22 protein-coding genes are annotated in these 18,326 nt (G+C 54.5%); 12 read left to right on the top strand and 10 right to left on the bottom strand.

Going from position 1 to position 18,326, the window contains the following annotated elements:
- Positions 1 to 87 precede the first annotated feature (87 nt).
- Entirely contained in the window at positions 88 to 570 is a 483-nt protein-coding gene (smpB, locus tag AB3N39_RS15975; RefSeq protein WP_024908331.1) for an SsrA-binding protein SmpB, read from the bottom strand.
- A gap of 156 nt (positions 571 to 726) precedes the next feature.
- Between smpB and AB3N39_RS15970 the strand changes: the two genes are divergently transcribed.
- Complete coding sequence (locus AB3N39_RS15970) at positions 727 to 1,164, top strand: type II toxin-antitoxin system RatA family toxin (protein ID WP_014832955.1); 438 nt, start codon at positions 727 to 729, stop codon at positions 1,162 to 1,164.
- Positions 1,154 to 1,441, top strand: coding sequence for an RnfH family protein (locus AB3N39_RS15965; protein ID WP_008502503.1), 288 nt, complete (start codon positions 1,154 to 1,156; stop codon positions 1,439 to 1,441). Before AB3N39_RS15970 ends, AB3N39_RS15965 begins: the two co-directional genes overlap by 11 nt.
- Positions 1,442 to 1,539: 98 nt before the next feature.
- Here AB3N39_RS15965 and bamE read toward each other — a convergent pair whose 3' ends face one another.
- The 3 genes from bamE to nadK form a co-directional block, all read right to left on the bottom strand.
- Positions 1,540 to 1,878, bottom strand: a complete 339-nt coding sequence (gene bamE / locus AB3N39_RS15960) for an outer membrane protein assembly factor BamE (RefSeq protein WP_008502502.1) — start codon at positions 1,876 to 1,878, stop codon at positions 1,540 to 1,542.
- 138 nt (positions 1,879 to 2,016) lie between these two features.
- The gene (gene recN, locus AB3N39_RS15955; protein ID WP_252093569.1) at positions 2,017 to 3,678 is read right to left on the bottom strand and encodes a DNA repair protein RecN; all 1,662 of its coding nucleotides are present in this window, start codon (positions 3,676 to 3,678) and stop codon (positions 2,017 to 2,019) included.
- A gap of 85 nt (positions 3,679 to 3,763) precedes the next feature.
- Positions 3,764 to 4,642, bottom strand: coding sequence for an NAD(+) kinase (gene nadK / locus AB3N39_RS15950; RefSeq protein ID WP_008502500.1), 879 nt, complete (start codon positions 4,640 to 4,642; stop codon positions 3,764 to 3,766).
- A gap of 122 nt (positions 4,643 to 4,764) precedes the next feature.
- Between nadK and grpE the strand changes: the two genes are divergently transcribed.
- Entirely contained in the window at positions 4,765 to 5,358 is a 594-nt protein-coding gene (gene grpE / locus AB3N39_RS15945; protein ID WP_136195203.1) for a nucleotide exchange factor GrpE, read from the top strand.
- Between the two features lie 52 nt (positions 5,359 to 5,410).
- Here grpE and AB3N39_RS15940 read toward each other — a convergent pair whose 3' ends face one another.
- Both AB3N39_RS15940 and AB3N39_RS15935 read right to left on the bottom strand, forming a co-directional pair.
- Positions 5,411 to 6,697 carry an HlyC/CorC family transporter gene (locus tag AB3N39_RS15940; protein ID WP_048029284.1) on the bottom strand — a complete coding sequence of 429 codons (1,287 nt, stop codon included), beginning with the start codon at positions 6,695 to 6,697 and terminating at the stop codon, positions 5,411 to 5,413.
- Between the two features lie 18 nt (positions 6,698 to 6,715).
- Positions 6,716 to 7,507 carry an inner membrane protein YpjD gene (locus AB3N39_RS15935; protein WP_032623031.1) on the bottom strand — a complete coding sequence of 264 codons (792 nt, stop codon included), beginning with the start codon at positions 7,505 to 7,507 and terminating at the stop codon, positions 6,716 to 6,718.
- A 166-nt stretch (positions 7,508 to 7,673) separates the two neighbouring features.
- Here AB3N39_RS15935 and ffh point away from each other — a divergent pair, with 166 nt between their 5' ends.
- From ffh to AB3N39_RS15900, 7 genes are all read left to right on the top strand, one after another.
- Entirely contained in the window at positions 7,674 to 9,035 is a 1,362-nt protein-coding gene (ffh, locus tag AB3N39_RS15930) for a signal recognition particle protein (protein ID WP_136195204.1), read from the top strand.
- Positions 9,036 to 9,151: 116 nt separating this feature from the next.
- Positions 9,152 to 9,400 (top strand): 30S ribosomal protein S16, encoded by a 249-nt coding sequence (rpsP, locus tag AB3N39_RS15925; protein WP_003863133.1) that lies wholly within the window; start codon positions 9,152 to 9,154, stop codon positions 9,398 to 9,400.
- Between the two features lie 15 nt (positions 9,401 to 9,415).
- Positions 9,416 to 9,955, top strand: a complete 540-nt coding sequence (gene rimM, locus AB3N39_RS15920; RefSeq protein WP_164850638.1) for a ribosome maturation factor RimM — start codon at positions 9,416 to 9,418, stop codon at positions 9,953 to 9,955.
- A 31-nt stretch (positions 9,956 to 9,986) separates the two neighbouring features.
- The gene (gene trmD, locus AB3N39_RS15915) at positions 9,987 to 10,754 is read left to right on the top strand and encodes a tRNA (guanosine(37)-N1)-methyltransferase TrmD (protein ID WP_014832949.1); all 768 of its coding nucleotides are present in this window, start codon (positions 9,987 to 9,989) and stop codon (positions 10,752 to 10,754) included.
- A 43-nt stretch (positions 10,755 to 10,797) separates the two neighbouring features.
- Positions 10,798 to 11,145: a 50S ribosomal protein L19 gene (gene rplS, locus AB3N39_RS15910; RefSeq protein ID WP_002914145.1), complete on the top strand. Its 348-nt coding sequence runs from the start codon at positions 10,798 to 10,800 to the stop codon at positions 11,143 to 11,145.
- A gap of 132 nt (positions 11,146 to 11,277) precedes the next feature.
- Positions 11,278 to 11,682 (top strand): DUF2946 domain-containing protein, encoded by a 405-nt coding sequence (locus AB3N39_RS15905; protein WP_136195205.1) that lies wholly within the window; start codon positions 11,278 to 11,280, stop codon positions 11,680 to 11,682.
- 38 nt (positions 11,683 to 11,720) lie between these two features.
- Positions 11,721 to 13,091 carry a PepSY domain-containing protein gene (locus tag AB3N39_RS15900; protein ID WP_136195206.1) on the top strand — a complete coding sequence of 457 codons (1,371 nt, stop codon included), beginning with the start codon at positions 11,721 to 11,723 and terminating at the stop codon, positions 13,089 to 13,091.
- Positions 13,092 to 13,093: 2 nt separating this feature from the next.
- Here AB3N39_RS15900 and AB3N39_RS15895 read toward each other — a convergent pair whose 3' ends face one another.
- The 4 genes from AB3N39_RS15895 to AB3N39_RS15880 all read right to left on the bottom strand — a co-directional run bounded on the left by AB3N39_RS15895 (position 13,094) and on the right by AB3N39_RS15880 (position 15,869).
- Positions 13,094 to 13,579 carry an OmpA family protein gene (locus AB3N39_RS15895; protein ID WP_115876096.1) on the bottom strand — a complete coding sequence of 162 codons (486 nt, stop codon included), beginning with the start codon at positions 13,577 to 13,579 and terminating at the stop codon, positions 13,094 to 13,096.
- A 12-nt stretch (positions 13,580 to 13,591) separates the two neighbouring features.
- Complete coding sequence (gene dgcN / locus AB3N39_RS15890) at positions 13,592 to 14,812, bottom strand: diguanylate cyclase DgcN (RefSeq protein WP_288460791.1); 1,221 nt, start codon at positions 14,810 to 14,812, stop codon at positions 13,592 to 13,594.
- Positions 14,805 to 15,356, bottom strand: coding sequence for a YfiR family protein (locus tag AB3N39_RS15885; RefSeq protein WP_288460792.1), 552 nt, complete (start codon positions 15,354 to 15,356; stop codon positions 14,805 to 14,807). Before AB3N39_RS15885 ends, dgcN begins: the two co-directional genes overlap by 8 nt.
- 138 nt (positions 15,357 to 15,494) lie before the next feature.
- Positions 15,495 to 15,869, bottom strand: coding sequence for a DUF2799 domain-containing protein (locus AB3N39_RS15880; RefSeq protein ID WP_288460794.1), 375 nt, complete (start codon positions 15,867 to 15,869; stop codon positions 15,495 to 15,497).
- 214 nt (positions 15,870 to 16,083) lie between these two features.
- On the opposite strand from AB3N39_RS15880, the gene aroF reads away from it, so the two are divergent.
- Positions 16,084 to 17,154 carry a 3-deoxy-7-phosphoheptulonate synthase AroF gene (gene aroF, locus AB3N39_RS15875; protein WP_111964897.1) on the top strand — a complete coding sequence of 357 codons (1,071 nt, stop codon included), beginning with the start codon at positions 16,084 to 16,086 and terminating at the stop codon, positions 17,152 to 17,154.
- A 10-nt stretch (positions 17,155 to 17,164) separates the two neighbouring features.
- Positions 17,165 to 18,286: a bifunctional chorismate mutase/prephenate dehydrogenase gene (gene tyrA / locus AB3N39_RS15870; protein WP_133294954.1), complete on the top strand. Its 1,122-nt coding sequence runs from the start codon at positions 17,165 to 17,167 to the stop codon at positions 18,284 to 18,286.
- Positions 18,287 to 18,326: the final 40 nt, after the last annotated feature.

The raw sequence follows: 18,326 nt of genomic DNA, 5'->3' as shown, positions 1-18,326 counted from the left end.
TAGTGTTGAACTGAGTATACCAGATTTCACTTCCTGGATACCAGCCCGGAACGCTAACTTATTGAATAGTACAATAAGTGTGCAGAATCAACGTCCTGCGTTTTTCATAATGCGCGCTTTGTCGAGCTGCCATTCACGCTCTTTCAGGTCAGTACGTTTGTCGTGCTGTTTTTTACCCTTCGCGACGCCAATTTTCACTTTGCACCAGGCGTTTTTCCAGTACAGCGACAGGGCGACCACGGTGAAACCTTCGCGGTTGATGCGTCCGTAGAGGGATTCCAGCTCACGCTTGTTCAGCAGCAATTTGCGCGTGCGCGTTGGGTCACACACGTAGTGTGAGGAGGCGACGGTCAGCGGCGTAAAGTTCGCACCGAACAGGAAGGCTTCGCCATCTTTCAGGATCACGTAGCTATCGCCAATGTTGGCTTTCCCGGCGCGCAGCGATTTTACTTCCCAGCCCTGCAACGCAAGGCCAGCTTCGAATTCTTCTTCAATGAAATACTCGTGGCGAGCACGCTTGTTGAGCGCAATGGTCGCCGAGCCTGGTTTATGTGCTTTTTTCTTCGTCATAAGTGTCGTAAAGCCGTCGGTAATCTGATTTCAAAAAGTCACCTCATTGCGTCCTGTGAGGTCTAACGCGCTATCTTAGCACGAGATGAGGCTTAGCGTTTTTTTAACAGGTGATAAATGTTATTATTTGTCCGTTGTGTGACCATGGGAAATGCTATGCCTCAGATTAGCCGTACTGCGCTTGTGCCTTACAGCGCGGAACAAATGTACCAGTTAGTGAACGATGTTCAGTCTTATCCAGAGTTCATTCCGGGATGCACCGGGAGCCGCGTTCTGGAGTCCGGCCCGACGCAGATGACCGCGGCGGTGGATGTCTCCAAAGCGGGGATCAGCAAGACGTTCACCACCCGTAATACGCTGACCAGTAATCAGAGTATTTTGATGCATCTGGTGGATGGTCCGTTTAAGACCCTGATGGGGGGCTGGAAGTTTACGCCGCTGAGCGCTGACGCCTGCCGCATTGAGTTCCATCTTGACTTCGAGTTCACCAATAAGCTGATTGAGCTGGCGTTTGGCCGCATCTTTAAAGAGCTGGCATCGAATATGGTTCAGGCGTTCACCACCCGCGCCAAAGAGGTTTACAGTGTCGCATAAGATTGCTGTGGAAGTGGTTTACGCGCTGCCGGAGAAGCAGTATCTGCAGCGCGTGACGCTGGAAGAGGGGGCGACCGTTGAGGCGGCCATCCGTGCTTCCGGCATCCTAGAGCTTCGCAGCGATATCGACCTGGCGAAGAACAAGGTCGGGATTTACAGCCGTCCGGTGAAGCTGGGCGATGTGCTGAAAGAGGGCGACCGGGTGGAGATTTATCGTCCGCTGATTGCCGACCCGAAAGAGTTGCGTCGTCAGCGTGCGGAGAAGGCCAGCAAGTAGCGCTTTCTTCCCCTTACCCTCTCCCCAAAGCGGCGAGGGGATCAACACAAAACAAAAAAGGTGCTCAATGAGCACCTTTTTGCATTTCTGACACCGGATTATTTGGTCAGGGCAGGCTTGTTGTCGATGTTGGTCAACACACCGGCGCTGCTGAAGGTCAGCGTCAGGGTCTGCTGGGTCGCATCTTCATGGCCCGGCTTCTGGCGGAATACATAGAACCAGGTGTTAGTGCCGAACGGATCGGACATCATCGGGGTTCCCAGTGCATAAGCGACCTGCTGTTGTGTCATCCCCACGCGGATTTTGGACACATCGTTAGGGGTAAGGTAGTTCCCCTGGTTGATGTCAGGACGGTAAACCACTTTCTCCAGAGTGGAACAGCCTGCGGTCAACATCAGAAGAACCGCTGCGGCAGCGGTCAGCATTTTACAACGCATAGTGATTTGATTCCTTTTCGGGCCCGAGCAGAACGCGGCTCATATGTAATATGCCGATGATAATAGACCTTGCCCCACTTTGAAACCGGTCTGGCGGCGTTTTTGTTGTTCTGTATGACCCTGAGATCCCAAAAAAGTTTATGCCGCCAGCAGTTCTTTCGCGTTCGCAAGCGTATTGCGCGTGACTTCGCTGCCGCCGAGCAGGCGTGCCAGCTCCTGCAGGCGAGCACGTTTATCCAGCGGCTTCATGTGCGTTTCGGTCATTTCACCGTCGGTTTCTTTGCTGACGATAAAGTGATGATGACCGCAGCCCGCAACCTGCGGCAGGTGGGTGACACACATCACCTGCGTTGATTCGCCGAGCTGGCGCAGCAGTTTACCCACCACCGCCGCCGTCGGGCCGCTGATGCCGACATCCACTTCATCGAAAATCAGCGCCGGGGTGTCCATTTTACGCGCGGTGATCACCTGAATCGCCAGCGCAATACGCGACAGTTCACCGCCGGAGGCCACTTTGGAAATCGCCTGCAGCGGCTGCCCCGGGTTGGTGGTGACGCGGAATTCGATGCGATCCGCACCTTCCGCCGTCAGGTGATTCTCTTCAAAGCGAACGTCAATGGTGAAGACGCCGTGCGGCATCGCCAGCGTGTGCATGCTATCGGTAATATGCTGGCTTAACTCCTGAGCATAGTGCTGACGGATTTCATGCAGCTTTTGCGCTGTGGCCAGCGCCTGTTCATGGTGCAGGCTCACCGCCAGGGAGAGGGTTTCCAGCGAGTCAGCCTGATCGTCGAGCTGCTGCTGTTCTTCCAGCAGAGACTGATAGTAGCCCGGCAGCTCTTCCGGCGTAACGTGGTGCTTGCGCGCCAGCGAGATCTGACGGGAGATACGCTGTTCCAGCTCAAACAGACGGTTCGGGTCGAGATCCAGACGCTCACAGTAGTGGCGCAGTTCATCACCGGCTTCAGAGATCTGAATGGCTGCCTCTTCCAGCATATCCAGGACGCCAGAAAGTTTGCTGTCCATGCCGACCAGTTCGGTAAGCAGCTGGCGGACGTTATACAGCTGGCTCTGCAGGTTCACGTCTTCGCCATCCGCCAGCAGGTTGAGCGCATTCTGACTGGTTGAGAGCAGATGCCCGCTGTTCGCCAGGCGCTTGTACTCTTCGTCGATTTGCTCAAACTCACCCGCCTGCGGGTTAAATTCGTTCAGCTCTTTGAGCTGGTATTCCAGCAGCTCCGCACGGGCGGTGCGCTCCTGGCTTTGCTGCTGGTGCTGAGCGAGCTCGCGGCAGCTCTGATGCCACTGGCGATAGTGCTCGGCCATAAGCTGAGTAAGCTCGTACTCACCCGCATAGCCATCCAGCAGCGCTTTCTGCTGTTCGGGTTTGACGAGTTGCTGATGCGCGTGCTGACCGTGGATCTGAATAAGCAGCTGGCCGAGTTCACGAAGCTGGGAGAGTGGGACCGCCGTGCCGTTGATAAAGCCGCGGGAGCGACCGTCGCTGCTGATCACGCGGCGAAGTAAACACTCACGTCCATCTTCAAGCTGGTTCTGTTCCAGCCAGCGCTGGGCTGCAGGGGTGTCTTTCAGGGAGAAGCGGGCGCACAGGTCGGCACGGTTTGCGCCCATGCGCACCATGTCGCCCTCGGCGCGGCCGCCAAGGCACAAGCCGAGGGCATCAATGGCAATGGATTTACCTGCACCGGTTTCCCCGGTGATCGCCGTCATGCCGCTGTGGAAATCGATCTCAAGCTCACGAACAATGGCAAAGTTGCTGATGGTCAGTTGTGCCAGCATAATTGTTTTCCTGTATGAAAAACCATAACTGTGTTTTCATACAGTATAAACTGGTTTTATATACAGTAAAGTCCTGGATGCAAAATCAGAACAATTTTTTTGACCAGCCAAGCTTCGAGCTTAAAGTGTTGAAATAGCTGTAATCTTTTGGATGTATCAAATTCAGGTGGTAATCACACCGGCGAATAAGCACATCTTCACCTTCCTGGATAGGCAGCGCTATCTGGCTGTCGCAGCTGATCTCCAGGTCGTTACGGCGGTGCGAGAAGCGCAGACGGATCGTGCTGTCGCCGTTGATCACCAGCGGGCGGGCGGAGAGCGTGTGCGGGAACATCGGTACCAGGGTAATGGCATCCAGCGAGGGCGTCAGGATCGGGCCGCCGGCAGAAAGCGAGTAGGCGGTTGAGCCGGTCGGGGTGGAGATAATCAGCCCGTCAGAACGCTGGGAGAAGGCAAAGATTTCGTCGATATAGACTTCGAACTCGATCATGTGCGCCACTTTTCCGGGATGAAGCACGACCTCGTTAATCGCGGTGCTGATGCGCTTCTGACAGTCCTGCTGGCACACCTGCGCCTCCAGTAAAAAGCGTTTTTCACTGATATAGTGGCCTTCCAGCACGTCGGCCAGCTGCTGCTGGGCATTGTCCGGGTCGAGATCGGTTAAAAAACCGAGATTGCCACGGTTGATGCCGATGACCTTGATGTCATAGCGCGCCAGCGTGCGCGCCGCGCCTAGCATGTTGCCGTCGCCGCCCACCACCACGGCGAGATCGGCCTGTTGGCCAATTTCCGCCAGCGTGCCGGTTTTGACGCTCTTCAGCTGCAGCTCCTGAGCAATCTGCTGCTCGACCATCACTTCATAGCCTTTGCTACACAACCAGCGATACAACATTTCATGTGTCGTTAGTGCGGTAGGGTGACGCGGATGCCCGACGATCCCAATACACCTGAAATGATTATTCATTTTCTGGAGGTCCTTGTGCCTGATGAATGATGACAATCTGTCTTGTTCCCTTGAATCCCGGAAACTGATCCCCATAATAAGCGAAGTTAGCGAGATGAATGCAGAAAAACGCGGAGAAATTCATGAGTAGTAAAGAACAGAAAACGCCTGAGGGGCAAGCCCCTGAAGAAATTATCACGGAACAGCACGATGAAGTTGAGGCTGTAGAGCCAGACGCATCTGCTGAGCAGGTGGACCCGCGCGATGAAAAAATTGCGAATCTGGAAGCCCAGCTGGTAGAAGCACAGAATCGCGAACGCGAGAGTGTTCTGCGCATCAAGGCGGAAATGGAAAACCTGCGTCGTCGTACCGAGCAGGACGTTGAGAAGGCGCACAAGTTCGCGCTGGAGAAATTCGTCAACGAACTGCTGCCGGTGATCGATAGCCTCGATCGCGCGCTGGAAGTGGCTGACAAAGCGAATCCGGACAACGCGGCAATGATCGAAGGCATCGAACTGACGCTGAAATCCATGCTCGACGTGGTGCGTAAGTTTGGCGTGGAAGTGATTGCCGATACCGACGTTCCGCTGGATCCAAACGTTCACCAGGCGATTGCGATGGTTGAATCTGAAGAGATTGAAGCCGGTAAAGTACTGGGCGTAATGCAGAAAGGTTACACCCTGAACGGCCGTACCATTCGCGCGGCGATGGTGACCGTGGCGAAAGCGAAAGCGTAATTCGCAATCCGTAGTGCCGGGTAGCGGCGTTCGCCTTACCCGGCCTACAACCTTACTCCGCGATACTTTCGCGCAGGGGTTTTACGGGCAGGACTTTCACCTGCTTAATCATATTGTCCTGCACGTCCAGGATATCAATATCGTACTGTTCAATGCGCACCCGCGTGCCCGCTGCCGGTATCTCTTCCAGCGCTTCCAGAATCATCCCGTTAATGGTGCGAGCCTCATCTTCCGGTAAATGCCAGTTAAAGGCTTTGTTGAGTTCACGAATGTTCGCGCTGCCGTCAATCAGCACCGAGCCATCGTTTTGCGGGGTGACCTCTTCCGCGAGGGAAGGCGACATTGAGGTGGTAAAGTCCCCGACAATCTCTTCCAGAATATCTTCGACCGTCACCAGCCCCTGGATATCGCCGTACTCGTTGACCACCAGGCCGACCTTCTTCTTGTTTCGCTGGAATTTTACCAGCTGCGTGCTGAGCGGCGTTCCTTCCGGCACGTAGTAAATTTCGTCGGCGGCGCGCAGCATCACCTCTTTGGTGAACTCTTTTTTCTCGGTCATCAGACGGTACGCTTCGCGCACGCGGAGCATGCTGATAGCGTCATCCAGTGAATCACGATAGAGCACAATGCGCCCGTGCGGGGAGTGCGTCAGCTGGCGAACGATGGCTTTCCAGTCGTCATTGATGTCGATACCGACGATTTCGTTACGCGGCACCATGATGTCGTTCACGCTCACCTTTTCCAGATCCAGCACCGACAGGAGCATGTCCTGATTGCGCCGGGAAATCTGTGAGCGGGATTCATTCACGATAGTGCGCAATTCCTCTTTGCTGAGTGCGCTGCTGATAGTGACGTCGGCTTTGATTCCCACCATCCGCATCAGGACGCGCGTCACCATGTTCAGCAGCCAGACCAGCGGCATCATCAGGATCTGCAGCGGTGCCAGCAGGAAGCTGCTTGGGTAGGCAACTTTCTCAGGATAAAGTGCGGCGATGGTTTTCGGCAGCACTTCGGCAAAAACCAGCACCACGAACGTCAGCACGCCGGTGGCAATCGCCACCCCGGCATTGCCGTACAGGCGCATCCCGACGATGGTGCCGAGGGCGGAGGCCAGAATGTTGACGAGGTTGTTGCCGATGAGCACCAGGCTTATCAGGCGATCCGGCTTGCGGAGCAGCTTTTCAACGCGACGTGCGGCGCGGTTACCCTGTTTGGCACGATGACGTAACCGGTAGCGGTTCAGGGTCATCATGCCGGTTTCCGAGCCGGAGAAATAGGCGGAGATGACCACCATGACGATCAGCGTAATGATCAGCGTGGTGGTAGAGATGTGTTCCAGGGGGAACTCCTTTGTTTCTTAGCCAGCAAATTGCTGTATGAAGCGGCTGCCAAAATAGGCAAGGGTGAGAATGCCCGCACCCGCGACGTTGAACCAGACCACGCGACGACCGCGCCAGCCTTCATGATAATGGCCCCATAACAGGACAATATAGACAAACCACGCGATGATGGAGAGCACCGCTTTATCGATATTCTCCACGCTGAACAGGTTCTTCATGTAAAACAGCCCCGTGCAGAGCGTGAGCGTCAGCAGCACCACCCCCACCTGGGTGATGTGGAACATCTTACGCTCAATGACCATCAGCGGCGGCATTTCATGGTTAAAGGCCAGCTTTTTGTTTTTCAGCTGGTAGTCAATCCAGGCGAGCTGCATGGCGTAAAGCGCGGCGATAATCAGCGTCGCGTAGGCAAAGAGCGACAGGCCGATATGCACCAGCATCCCCGGCGTCGCCTCCAGATGCGTAATGAACTCATTAGGCATAAAGGTGGCGAGGGCCAGATTGATCAGCGCGAAGGTGTAGACAATTGGCAGCAGCAGCCAGCCGCGATTTTTAGACGCGACGATGGTCATTACCGTACAGATCATCAGGCTGACCAGCGAGCCGACGTTGAGGACGCTCAGGTTTTGCACGCTGCCGTCACCGGGGATGATGCGTGATTCCAGCGCAAAGGCGTGGCTAATCAGTGCGATCACCGCCGAAAGAATAGCCATGCGCCGCCAGCCGCTGTTTTTTTGCAGCAGTCCGGGAATAATCAGCGCGAGGCTGACAGAGTAGGCAACAAGGGCGATCAGTGCGAAAACAGGCATATAGGCATCGACAGTTGTCTTAATAAGAAAGAGAAGCAGTATAACGTTACGTGACGCCTGCTCCAACCGTTGCATAACAACAAAGGCGCCTTCATGTTATACTCCGGCAAAATTCTGTGTATGTGTCGCTCAATGCGACCCAACGTTTCTACTCAGGCGAGAGACAATGTTTGATAATTTAACCGATCGTTTGTCGCGCACGCTGCGCAACATCAGCGGCCGCGGACGCCTTACTGAAGAGAACATCAAGGAAACGCTGCGCGAAGTGCGCATGGCGCTGCTGGAAGCAGACGTCGCGTTGCCGGTTGTTCGTGATTTTATCAACCGCGTGAAAGATAAGGCGGTTGGTCATGAAGTTAACAAGAGCCTGACTCCGGGTCAGGAGTTCGTCAAAATCGTTCGTAATGAACTGGTTTCGGCGATGGGCGAAGAGAACCAGGTGCTTAACCTGGCCGCTCAGCCACCGGCCGTGGTGCTGATGGCGGGCCTGCAGGGTGCGGGTAAAACCACCAGCGTCGGTAAGCTGGGTAAATTCCTGCGCGAAAAGCACAAGAAGAAAGTGCTGGTGGTCTCTGCGGACGTCTATCGCCCGGCGGCGATCAAGCAGCTGGAAACTCTGGCTGAGCAGGTTGGCGTGGATTTCTTCCCGTCCGACGTGGCGCAGAAGCCTGTCGACATCGTTAACGCCGCGCTGAAAGAGGCGAAGCTGAAATTCTACGACGTGCTGCTGGTGGATACCGCCGGTCGTCTGCACGTTGACGAAGCGATGATGGACGAGATCAAGCAGGTGCATGCCTCTATCAACCCGGTAGAGACCCTGTTTGTTGTCGACGCCATGACCGGTCAGGATGCGGCGAATACCGCGAAAGCGTTTAACGAAGCGCTGCCGTTAACCGGCGTGGTGCTGACCAAAGTGGACGGTGACGCCCGCGGCGGTGCGGCCCTCTCGATTCGCCACATCACCGGCAAGCCGATCAAATTCCTCGGCGTGGGCGAGAAAACCGAAGCGCTGGAGCCGTTCCACCCGGACCGTATTGCCTCCCGTATCCTCGGCATGGGCGACGTGCTGTCGCTGATCGAAGATATTGAGAGCAAGGTTGACCGCGCGCAGGCTGAGAAACTCGCCAGCAAGCTGAAAAAAGGCGACGGGTTCGATCTCACCGACTTCCTTGAGCAGCTGCGTCAGATGAAAAACATGGGCGGCATGGCCAGCCTGATGGGCAAACTGCCGGGCATGGGCCAGATCCCTGACAACGTGAAAGCGCAGATGGATGACAAGGTGCTGGTGCGTATGGAGGCGATCATCAACTCGATGACGCTGAAAGAGCGCGCTAACCCGGACATCATCAAAGGTTCCCGTAAACGCCGTATCGCAGCCGGTTGCGGCATGCAGGTGCAGGACGTTAACCGCCTTCTGAAACAGTTCGACGACATGCAGCGCATGATGAAGAAAATGAAGAAAGGCGGCATGGCGAAGATGATGCGCGGGATGAAAGGCATGATGCCTCCCGGTTTTCCAGGGCGTTAATCGCTTTTGAGATTGCTTTTTGCCCGAAAATGAGTAAAATTTTCGGGCTTTTAATATGACACCCGGGCTCCGTTCCTCGATGGGGCCCGGTTGTTTTATTCACACAAGAGGATGTTATGGTAACTATTCGTTTAGCACGTCACGGCGCTAAAAAGCGTCCGTTCTACCAGGTTGTTGTGACTGACAGCCGTAATGCACGCAACGGTCGCTTCATCGAGCGCGTTGGTTTCTTCAACCCACTGGCCGCTGGCGCAGAAGAAGAAACTCGTCTGGATCTGGATCGTATCGCTCACTGGGTTGGCCAGGGCGCTACTGTTTCCGATCGCGTTGCTACGCTGATCAAAGCAGCAAACAAAGCAGCTTAATCTGTCACGGTGGTCATGATGAGCAGTAAAGCACCTGTTGAACCGATCGTATTGGGAAAAATGGGTTCTTGCTACGGTATCCGTGGTTGGCTCAGAGTGTTTTCCTCCACTGAAGACGCTGATAGCATTTTTGATTACCAGCCCTGGTTCATCCAGAAAGGCGGTAAGTGGGAAGAGGTCGAGCTGGAAAGCTGGCGTCACCACAATCAGGACATCATCATCAAGCTGAAAGGCGTTGACGATCGTGATGCCGCGAATGCGCTGACTAATTGTGAAATTGTCGTGGATTCGTCGCAGTTGCCAAAGCTGGAAGAGGGCGACTACTACTGGAAAGACCTTATGGGTTGCCAGGTGGTCACTACCGAAGGCTACAGCCTGGGGAAAGTCATCGATATGATGGAAACCGGGTCAAATGACGTTCTCGTCATTAAGGCAAACCTGAAAGATGCATTTGGCATCAAGGAGCGGTTGGTCCCGTTCCTCGATGGACAGGTTATCAAGAAAGTCGATCTCACTACTCAAACCATTGAAGTAGATTGGGATCCTGGTTTTTAAATTCTCCGGATAAACGGTAAAAGACGGCGCTATGTGGATTGGCATAATTAGCCTGTTTCCTGAAATGTTCCGCGCGATTACCGATTACGGGGTAACTGGCCGGGCAGTAAAGAATGGCCTGCTGAGCATCCAGAGCTGGAGTCCTCGTGACTTTACTCATGACCGGCACCGTACCGTGGACGATCGTCCTTACGGCGGCGGACCGGGGATGCTAATGATGGTGCAACCCTTACGGGACGCCATTCACACAGCAAAAGCCGCGGCAGGTGAAGGCGCAAAGGTGATTTATCTGTCACCTCAGGGACGCAAGCTTGATCAAGCGGGCGTGAGCGAACTGGCGACGAATCAAAAGCTGATTCTGGTCTGTGGGCGCTACGAAGGGATAGATGAGCGCGTAATTCAAACCGAGATTGACGAAGAATGGTCTATCGGCGATTACGTTCTCAGCGGTGGTGAGTTACCGGCAATGACGCTGATTGACTCCGTCGCCCGGTTTATTCCGGGGGTTCTGGGCCATGAAGCTTCGGCAACGGAAGATTCCTTTGCCGATGGGTTGCTGGACTGTCCACACTATACTCGTCCTGAAGTGTTAGAAGGGATGGAAGTCCCGGCAGTGTTACTGTCTGGAAACCATGCCGAGATACGTCGCTGGCGTTTGAAGCAGTCGCTGGGCCGAACCTGGCTTAGAAGACCTGAACTTCTGGAAAACCTGGCTCTGACTGAAGAGCAAGCAAAGTTGCTGGCCGAGTTCAAAACTGAACACGCGCACCAGCAGCATGAACATGATGGGAATGCGTAATACGCTCCCGAATATCAGTTTACCCAGGATAAGAGATTAAATTATGAGCAACATTATTAAGCAACTTGAACAAGAGCAGATGAAGCAGGACGTACCTTCCTTCCGTCCAGGTGACACCGTGGAAGTGAAAGTATGGGTTGTTGAAGGTTCCAAAAAACGTCTGCAGGCATTCGAGGGCGTGGTTATCGCTATTCGTAACCGCGGTCTGCACTCTGCATTCACTGTTCGTAAAATTTCCAACGGCGAAGGCGTTGAGCGTGTCTTCCAGACTCACTCTCCGGTAGTTGACAGCATTGCTGTTAAACGTCGTGGTGCTGTACGTAAAGCTAAACTGTACTACCTGCGTGAGCGTACTGGTAAGTCTGCTCGTATTAAAGAGCGTCTGAACTAAGATTCGCTTAAGCGACATCCTGTTAGAAAGGGCTGGCCGAAAGGCTGGCCCTTTTTTTATCCCATCGCACCTCTCGAGTTAACCCTTTTGTCATAAATCATTTACAATGCTTGCCTCTTGAGTGGAGGGGAAGTGGATAACGTACTGCATCAGCCTGACCGGAAACGCGCAGCGGCATTGATCGCGCTGTTTGCGATCCTGCTGATCGTGGTAGCACCGCTTATCTCCGTCTCGTTGCAGAAAGATCCCATGAGCGCCATGCCGGGCATGCATCATGACATGAGCATGATGTCGATGGACGAGCATCACGTCGATATGCCGCACACGATGCCTGTCGACCATGCGGAAGCCTGTGGCTACTGCGTGCTGTTAGCGCATGTCCCTGGCGTGATGCTGGCGCTCATCGTCCTGCTCAGCGTGGTGCTGCAGAGGCTTCGCGTTAAGCCGCCGCGTCAGGCGGTCAGCCACTGGCACTTCTTCCCCTGGCTATACCCGGATACCCGCGCGCCGCCGCGGCAGTCTGCTTTTTCCCTTTAAAAAAATATCGATAACTTTTTGCCTTAAAAAGGAAAAGTATGACTACCTGCACCTCGCGCGCGGCATGGGGAAACCTGCTGCGTCGCCTTCATTTCTACGTTGGGCTGTTTGTCGGCCCGTTTATCTTCTTCGCCGCGCTGACCGGGACGCTGTATGTGGCGACCCCGCAGCTGGAGAATGCGCTCTACCGACACGCGCTCCACGCGGATTCCGTGGGCGAGCCGCAGCCTCTGGCGGAACAAATCGCCGTGGCGGAAAAAACCGTTGGATCAGATTTACGTTTGCACGCTGTTCGTCCGGGGCTGGCTGAAGGGGAAACCACCCGCGTGATGTTCGCTGACCCGGCGCTTGGGCCATCGGAGAACCGGGCTATCTTTATCGATCCGGTGAGCCTGGCGGTGCTTGGAGATCTGACGGTATACGGCACCAGCGGGATTTTACCCCTGCGTCAGACCATTGATTACCTGCATACGTCCCTGATGCTGGGCGACGTTGGGCGCCTTTACAGCGAGCTTGCGGCCTCGTGGATGTGGGTTGCCGCGCTGGGCGGTATTGCCCTGTGGTTTTATACCCGACCCAAACGACGGATCAACAATCGCTTCCAGAACCGGCGTCGGGTGCATGTGACGCTGGGCTGGGTTCTGCTGGGAGGAATGCTGCTGTTCTCGGCAACCGGCCTGACCTGGTCCCAGTGGGCTGGCGGGAACGTGGATAAGCTGCGTGCAGAGATGAACTGGCTCACCCCGCAGGTGAACACGACGCTATCCGGCCAACATGAGATCGTGGATGAACATGCCGAACACCGTGGTCATCACGGTGGGATGATGATGCCGGAAATGGCGATGGATTTGACGCTGTTTGACGGGGTGTTAAGCGCGGCGCGTCACGCGGGGATTGATGCCAGCAAGCTGGAGATCCGCCCGGCGAAAACGAAGGATCGTGCCTGGACCGTGACGGAAATCGATCGCAGCTGGCCGACTCAGGTGGACGCCGTTGCGGTTGATCCCCATACAATGCAGGTCCTGGACAGAACCCGATTCGAGGATTTCCCGTTAATGGCAAAACTGACCCGCTGGGGCGTGGATTTCCATATGGGGATCTTATTCGGCCTGGTGAATCAGCTGCTGCTCGTGGCGTTCGGCCTCGCCCTGTGCGTGCTCATTATCTGGGGATACCGGATGTGGTGGATGCGTCGTCCTGCGCAATCGGCAGTGAGTCCGGTACAGACGCTTTGTCAGAGCTGGCTGGCGCTGTCAGGATGGGGAAGAGGGGTTACGCTGATAACCAGCGTACTGCTGGGGCTGGCCCTGCCGGTCATGGGCGTGAGTCTGGCGCTGTTTATTCTGGTGGACTGGCTGCGCTGGCGAGCGGCAACCAGGGTGACGCTCGCCGAATCATCCGCTAAATAACCCTATGGCGTGCTGATCACCACTGCGACGCGGCGGTTTTCAGCGCGCCCTTGCGGGGTACTGTTGCTCGCCACCGGGTATTTTTGACCTAATCCTCGCGTGGTGAGATTGCTGCGCGGGATATTTGCCCCCTTTGCCCAGGCATCGGCCACGGCGTTGGCGCGTTTTAACGACAGCGCTTCGTTGTAGCTTTCTTCCCCGTAGTTATCCGTGTGACCGTCCATTCGCGCATGGGTCAGGCCGGTTTCAGCCAGGCGAGAGGCCATGGACTGGATCTGCGTTTCACTCTCAGAACGCAGTCTGGCGTCATTTTTATCAAACAGGATGGTGTCCGACATGCCAAGCGACCAGTCACCGTTCAGTTCGTTAAAACCGTAAGACTTCATCGCCGCAATTTGCTCAGGAGTGAATTTGCCTTCCGGCGGCGACTGACAGCCTGCCAGAACCAGTGAGGCCAGTACTAACGGCGCGAAGTAACGTTTTAACATAGTGTATCCTTTCTAACTTATTGTTTTCGTACGCTGGTTTTTAACCTGGTACATATTGCGGTCAGCCCTCTCCAGTAATGCTTCCACGGAAGCATTTTCCCACGCCAGAGCAAAGCCAATGCTGAATGACATCGATGCTTTTTGCCCGTTATGAAGATCAAACGGACGAATAAACTGCTGCGAAAGCGCAGCACAAATGTGTTGAACCTCAAGCTCAGAGTGAACGCCGTACAGCACCATGGCAAATTCGTCACCGCCAAGACGGTAAGACTGATGACGTTTGTCGCCAAACTCCATCATCCTGCTGGCGACTTCGATCAGCACGCAGTCTCCTGCCGCGTGGCCCCAGGTGTCGTTAATAAACTTAAAGTTATCACCGTCGAGGAAGAGCAGGGCCGAGTTTGTTCTGGCTGAAGGGTCGTTCATTAAGGCCGCAATGCTGTTACGAAACGCTGCGCGGTTGGCAAGACCGGTGAGCGGGTCGTGCATGGCGGTCCGCAACAGCTGGGCGTTTTTCGCTTGGAGTTTCAGCTGCCACTCTTCCATTTCATCCAGAAGACTGTTGAAGTCTTCGCCAAACTGGTGAAACTCTTCGATACGCCCGTCTTTCACCCGGCGGGAGAAGTTGCGGTTTGTGCGTACGTCATGCACGACGTCGGTAATGTTCTGCAGGGCCATAACCATCCCACGATGCAAAGACTGGGTAATGATAAGCGCGACGACGGCGGCAAAGAGAATGCAGCCGGTAAGTACGGCAAACGACGTCCAGATGAAGTGGCTGATCAAACTGTCACGCGCGGTAAGGCGGATTTCGCCGATCCTTAAGCCGTTATGCATGATGGGCTGCGCAACCGGTACGGGGAAAAGCCAACGGCTGACCAGTGCGCCCAGCGTGTCGTTGTTATCTTCCGGGTTCCAGGACCAGTAGGCAAACCGCTTTTTATGCGCGTTAATCACCTCCGCCGCGGCAAACTGCCCCTGTTTGCCCAGGGCTGCAAGCGTTTCGTTGGCCGCCAGCGAGTCGTTGAAAACCAGCGAAGCTTCCAGGCTGTGGCTCATTGTGGCGCCGGTTAATTCGAGGTTCTTTTGCGCATATTGTTTTAACGTCACGACGGAAGCAAAACAGAGCAACAGCCATATTAACGTCATTGTGATAATGACGCTTATCATGCTGTTTCGCCTCAACGTTCTTTTAAACGTCGGACGTGGCGTTGAAGTGAAATCTTTATCCATGCTGCTTATTCCGTGCCAGCATTAATACATCCGGATTGACTCTTACGCCACTGCGCGTCAACGCATCCAGGTTGACGGAAAACCGTACCTGGCCGCGATCGATCATCAGGCAAAAGGCACTGCCAATTACACATTCCGGATTTTGCTCTGAGATTAATAGCAACGCTCTGCCCTGATATTGACTTATTAATTCAAGTTGTTTTGCCGGTGATTCAGACCCGAAATAAATCGCATCACACGTCGCGGCCAGGGCTTCCCGATCGTTACGTACAATAACGGGAGTATAGGGTAACTCGTTGTGCCCTTCGTCGCCGCTGAGCGCGTATGTATAGTGAGAAGTGGCATAGACGCAAAGTCTGGGCTGCCCGGATAGTGACGGCCATCGCGTATAGCTCACAATGCCTGAGACAATCGAACGTACCGATTTATCCGTTTCCGTAAGCGTGCCTGCCGTCGCTGGGCCCACCATAAGGAACAGCATTAACACCAGAGTGAGTCGGAAAAAAGAGATCAAGAATAAATTTCTCACCAGAATCCGCCACATCGCTCCGGAAATAGATGTCCTTAAGAGTTGCGGGCAGAATACCATTGTTTATCAGAGCCGTCATTATGTCAGAAATAGCCTCAGGCCAACCTAAGCTAAATCCTACTGTTGTTTATTTTCCGGTGGTTAAAAGCAGACTTAATTGAGTCTGCTGGAACGCATACCTTCATCCATTCCTTTTTGCCATGACGCACGCAGTTTTGTCGCGTTTTCGACAGTATCACAACTGGCAGGGAAAGATTTGCCCGCTAATCCCCAGGCATGAATAAACCCTTCTTCGCAGACTCTCTTCTGACCATCGGCATAGCCGCGAAGATATTCACTACGATCAACGTGGGTGTCGTTAAAACTATCGGCCAAGGTCTGGTTATCTTTAACCGGCAGGCCATTCATGGCGTCTTCTTTACCTGCATCAAACCAGGAGGGACTGGTCCAGTCGGGCTGGAAGGTATAAGGATTGATCTGACAGCCCGTTAAAAACAGCGACAACAGCGCGAGAGCAATTGAACGCATAGCCATTCTCCTTTTTTCTTCAGCATAGCCTGGCTAAAGAAAATCTGTCTGTAATTTAAAGTTTACGTTTTTATCGGCTTATTTTTGCAATAAATTGGCTTCTGTAAAGTAATGTGTACGTATTTTGGATTGAAATGTTTACTTTTTATGGTATCGTGGTTTCACCTCATTGAGGAAAACAACTATCGCAAATGAGCTTTACAGGATCGCCATCATGCAAAAAGACGCGCTGAACAACGTACATATCACTGACGAACAGGTTTTAATTACCCCGGATCAACTGAAAGCAGAATTTCCGCTGAGCGTCGCGCAGGAGGCTCAGATTGAGCACTCGCGTCAGACCATCTCAAATATCATCGCCGGCCGCGATCCGCGCCTGCTGGTGGTGTGTGGTCCTTGCTCCATTCACGATCCTGAAACCGCCATTGAGTACGCTCGTCGATTTAAAGCATTAGCGGAGGAGGTCAGCGATAGCCTCTATCTGGTGATGCGCGTCTATTTTGAGAAGCCACGTACTACCGTCGGCTGGAAAGGGCTGATTAACGATCCGCACATGGATGGCTCGTTTGATGTGGAAGCAGGCCTGAAGATTGCGCGTCGCCTGCTGGTGGAGCTGGTCAGCATGGGGCTGCCGCTGGCAACCGAAGCGCTGGATCCGAACAGCCCGCAGTACCTGGGCGATCTGTTCAGCTGGTCCGCGATTGGCGCGCGTACCACGGAATCGCAAACCCACCGCGAGATGGCGTCTGGCCTGTCGATGCCGGTTGGCTTTAAAAACGGTACCGATGGCAGCCTGGCGACGGCGATTAATGCCATGCGCGCTGCCGCCATGCCGCACCGTTTCGTCGGTATCAACCAGGCAGGCCAGGTATGCCTCCTGCAAACGCAGGGTAACCCGGACGGCCACGTGATCCTGCGCGGCGGTAAAGCCCCTAACTACAGCCCGGCGGACGTGGCCCAGTGTGAAAAAGAGATGGAGCAGGCGGGACTGCGCCCGGCACTGATGGTAGATTGCAGTCATGGTAACTCGAATAAAGATTACCGTCGCCAGCCTGCGGTTGCGGAATCCGTGGTCGCACAGATCAAAGATGGCAATCGTTCGATTATCGGTCTGATGATTGAGAGCAACATTCATGAAGGCAATCAGTCATCTGAACAACCGCGCAGTGCCATGAAGCACGGCGTCTCCGTGACGGATGCCTGCATCAGCTGGGAGACTACCGATGCACTGCTGCGTGAGATCCATAAAGATTTAAACGGCCAGCTGGCGACGCGTCTGGCTTAAGAGGGTAGTTATGGTTGCTGAATTGACCGCACTGCGCGATCAAATTGATGAAGTGGATAAGGCGCTGCTGGATCTGCTGGCGCGACGCATGTCGCTGGTTGCCGAAGTCGGTGAGGTGAAAAGCAAATACGGCCTGCCGATTTACGTCCCGGAGCGCGAAGCCTCTATGCTCGCCTCCCGCCGTAAAGAGGCGCAGGCGCTGGGCGTTTCGCCGGATTTGATTGAAGATGTTCTGCGTCGCGTGATGCGGGAGTCCTATTCCAGTGAAAACGACAAGGGCTTCAAAACCCTCTGTCCGACCCTGCGTCCGGTCGTGATTGTCGGCGGTGCTGGGCAGATGGGGCGCCTGTTTGAAAAGATGCTTACGCTTTCTGGCTATCAGGTGCGCATTCTGGAAAAAGAGGACTGGGCGCATGCTCCGGAACTCATGAAAGATGCCGGGATGGTTATCGTCAGCGTGCCGATCCACGTGACGGAGCAAATCATCGGGAAGCTGCCTCCTTTACCGAAAGATTGCATCCTGGTGGATCTGGCCTCCGTCAAAAATGGTCCGCTGCAGGCAATGCTGGCTGCTCATACGGGTCCGGTGCTGGGTCTGCACCCGATGTTTGGCCCGGACAGCGGCAGCCTTGCTAAGCAGGTGGTGGTTTACTGCGACGGTCGTCAGCCGGAAGCCTATCAGTGGTTCCTGGAACAGATTCAGGTATGGGGGGCACGACTGCACCGCATCAGCGCGGTTGAGCACGACCAGAACATGGCGTTCATTCAGGCGCTGCGCCACTTTGCCACGTTTGCCTACGGTCTGCATCTGGCGGAAGAGAACGTACAGCTTGAACAGCTTCTGGCGCTCTCTTCACCTATCTATCGTCTTGAGCTGGCGATGGTCGGGCGTCTCTTTGCGCAGGATCCACAGCTGTACGCGGACATTATTATGTCCTCTGAAAACAACCTGGCGCTGATCAAGCGCTACTATCAGCGCTTTGGTGAAGCCATTACGCTGCTGGAGCACGGAGATAAGCAGGCGTTTATCGATAGCTTCCGCAAGGTCGAACACTGGTTTGGCGATTACGCGCAGCGTTTCCAGAATGAGAGTCGGACTTTATTGCGCCAGGCAAATGACAGTCGCCAGTAATGCGATGATGTATATACTGAAAGCCAGCAATGCTGGCTTT

The organism is Enterobacter vonholyi (assembly GCF_040834095.1).
Lineage (GTDB): Bacteria > Pseudomonadota > Gammaproteobacteria > Enterobacterales > Enterobacteriaceae > Enterobacter > Enterobacter vonholyi.
The sequence above is the reverse complement of the archived record's forward strand: the minus strand, read 5'-3'. Positions and strand labels throughout refer to the sequence as shown.

Excerpts from the sequence above, each read along its gene's own strand:
- smpB (WP_024908331.1), bottom strand. The coding sequence starts at position 570 with ATGACGAAGAAAAAAGCACATAAACCAGGCTCGGCGACCATTGCGCTC.
- AB3N39_RS15970 (WP_014832955.1), top strand. The coding sequence starts at position 727 with ATGCCTCAGATTAGCCGTACTGCGCTTGTGCCTTACAGCGCGGAACAA.
- bamE (WP_008502502.1), bottom strand. The coding sequence starts at position 1,878 with ATGCGTTGTAAAATGCTGACCGCTGCCGCAGCGGTTCTTCTGATGTTG.
- recN (WP_252093569.1), bottom strand. The coding sequence starts at position 3,678 with ATGCTGGCACAACTGACCATCAGCAACTTTGCCATTGTTCGTGAGCTT.
- nadK (WP_008502500.1), bottom strand. The coding sequence starts at position 4,642 with ATGAATAATCATTTCAGGTGTATTGGGATCGTCGGGCATCCGCGTCAC.
- grpE (WP_136195203.1), top strand. The coding sequence starts at position 4,765 with ATGAGTAGTAAAGAACAGAAAACGCCTGAGGGGCAAGCCCCTGAAGAA.
- AB3N39_RS15935 (WP_032623031.1), bottom strand. The coding sequence starts at position 7,507 with ATGCCTGTTTTCGCACTGATCGCCCTTGTTGCCTACTCTGTCAGCCTC.
- ffh (WP_136195204.1), top strand. The coding sequence starts at position 7,674 with ATGTTTGATAATTTAACCGATCGTTTGTCGCGCACGCTGCGCAACATC.
- rpsP (WP_003863133.1), top strand. The coding sequence starts at position 9,152 with ATGGTAACTATTCGTTTAGCACGTCACGGCGCTAAAAAGCGTCCGTTC.
- rimM (WP_164850638.1), top strand. The coding sequence starts at position 9,416 with ATGATGAGCAGTAAAGCACCTGTTGAACCGATCGTATTGGGAAAAATG.
- trmD (WP_014832949.1), top strand. The coding sequence starts at position 9,987 with ATGTGGATTGGCATAATTAGCCTGTTTCCTGAAATGTTCCGCGCGATT.
- rplS (WP_002914145.1), top strand. The coding sequence starts at position 10,798 with ATGAGCAACATTATTAAGCAACTTGAACAAGAGCAGATGAAGCAGGAC.
- AB3N39_RS15900 (WP_136195206.1), top strand. The coding sequence starts at position 11,721 with ATGACTACCTGCACCTCGCGCGCGGCATGGGGAAACCTGCTGCGTCGC.
- AB3N39_RS15895 (WP_115876096.1), bottom strand. The coding sequence starts at position 13,579 with ATGTTAAAACGTTACTTCGCGCCGTTAGTACTGGCCTCACTGGTTCTG.
- dgcN (WP_288460791.1), bottom strand. The coding sequence starts at position 14,812 with ATGGATAAAGATTTCACTTCAACGCCACGTCCGACGTTTAAAAGAACG.
- AB3N39_RS15885 (WP_288460792.1), bottom strand. The coding sequence starts at position 15,356 with ATGTGGCGGATTCTGGTGAGAAATTTATTCTTGATCTCTTTTTTCCGA.
- AB3N39_RS15880 (WP_288460794.1), bottom strand. The coding sequence starts at position 15,869 with ATGCGTTCAATTGCTCTCGCGCTGTTGTCGCTGTTTTTAACGGGCTGT.
- aroF (WP_111964897.1), top strand. The coding sequence starts at position 16,084 with ATGCAAAAAGACGCGCTGAACAACGTACATATCACTGACGAACAGGTT.
- tyrA (WP_133294954.1), top strand. The coding sequence starts at position 17,165 with ATGGTTGCTGAATTGACCGCACTGCGCGATCAAATTGATGAAGTGGAT.